The sequence below is a fragment of the Oleiphilus sp. HI0086 genome, from assembly GCF_001635225.1.
Map to the genome: position 1 here is coordinate 1 of NZ_LWFZ01001380.1, position 1,472 is coordinate 1,472.

3 protein-coding genes are annotated in these 1,472 nt (G+C 41.9%); all 3 read left to right on the forward strand.

All coding sequences use genetic code 11. The features are described 5' to 3' along the window. Positions 1–159 precede the first annotated feature (159 nt). On the forward strand, positions 160–1,155 hold the full coding sequence (locus A3756_RS23630) for a chemotaxis protein CheX (protein WP_068553928.1): 996 nt from the start codon (positions 160–162) through the stop codon (positions 1,153–1,155). Between the two features lie 20 nt (positions 1,156–1,175). Beyond that, positions 1,176–1,301: a YacL family protein gene (locus A3756_RS29025; RefSeq protein ID WP_197469622.1), complete on the forward strand. Its 126-nt coding sequence runs from the start codon at positions 1,176–1,178 to the stop codon at positions 1,299–1,301. Positions 1,302–1,315: 14 nt separating this feature from the next. Continuing rightward, a partial coding sequence (locus tag A3756_RS29365) for a hypothetical protein (RefSeq protein ID WP_197481501.1) occupies positions 1,316–1,472 on the forward strand: 157 nt, incomplete at its 3' end.

The following is a 1,472-nucleotide window of genomic DNA, read 5'->3' on the forward strand; positions in this document are numbered from 1 at the left end:
TCCTGGTTAATAGCATATAAGGTAGCACACTCAAGTTCGAGCACAAGCGGCTCAATCTGATAATTTTACTCGCTAGCCTTATTTGTACACTATACTGTTGTAGCATCAAATGCAGTTTCAAATTTGTTAATTCTCAGGTCCGTTTTAAACGAGGTATGGATGAGCAAGGACACAAAAATTGTCAGTAAAGTACTTGTACACGAGTTCGAAAAAACGTCATTGACCTTGTTAAAAGATGTTTGCATTGAAAATAATTTGGTTGGTTTAAGAGTCAAAACCGAGGACGACCATATCGGTCTCGAAGGCGCGTCGAGTGAGTTTGACGAAGTCCTGTCGTCAAATCTCGACCTGGGCAGTGTATTCCTGACCGAAGCGCCTGATAGTAGTGGCGTAAGTGGTTTAGATTTGTGCCTCCAGATTCACCGCAAACGTCCTGAACTACCGATATTTTTACGCAGAGTAACGCGTAAAGAACTTTCTCCTGAAGTCCTTCAAGCGATTGCTGGCAGCTATGAAAACAACAACATTGACCAACTTAACGGTTTGATCAACGAGTATATTTGTAGCATGTATTACCCTCTGGAGTTGGCCAAGGGCTTTCAGGAGATCTCTACTCAAGTATTTGAAAGCCTGATCCCCGGGGTAAAAGTTCATTGTGATTACCCCTACCTGGTAAAAGACCAATTAATCTATGGTGAATTGTTCACACTGATTCCTTTGGAAAGTGACTGGTGCCGTGGTTATATGATGCTGCAGACCACTGAAAAGGAAATCACTGATTTAATTCGCTCTGACGCAACTGCCATTCATTCAATGCGTCCGAATCGCAATGATATTAACTCGATTCTCAACGAAGCCACCAACCTGATTTGGGGTAAAGCACGCTCTTGCTACTTCTCTTCCGTTGAGAGTTTAGAAGGCAATCGTATTTATGTCCCAACGCTGGTAAACCACTCTCAAAAACATATGTCCTTTGGTTCAACCGAGCCTCAACTATGCTTTAAGTTTAAGCTGATCGACCCTAAATTCCGCTTTGATGAAATCACCATCTATCAACGCCTTATCTTCAACCTTAGCTGGTCACCTGAAAAGTTTACTGAAAACGATCAAATTGTAGAGCACCTGGTTGAAAATGGTGATTTGGAAATGTTTTAATCAAACAACAGAGGCCAAAATTGGATTACGAGTTTTTGTTTGATGAGAGTTCCCAGCCGCAAGCCCTATTTTCTAGCGGCCATGAAGCTATCGCTACTTACTTCAATATGGAGCTAAAGACTATCGTCGCAATTGACGAGGTTTAACAATAATAGACAAAGTGGAAAAAGGACAAATCACTCAATACCACTTTCAAGGCTCTGAATTTCAACTCAGGTTAGACAAAGTGGGAGCAGAAGTTCTTGCGAACGCTCTCGGTTATGAGGTCTACGAAGAGCTTCCTGAAAATACAGAATTATATGACCAGGAGCTCCAGG

Coding starts and splice junctions, on each gene's coding strand:
- A3756_RS23630 (WP_068553928.1), top strand. CDS start 160: ATGAGCAAGGACACAAAAATTGTCAGTAAAGTACTTGTACACGAGTTC.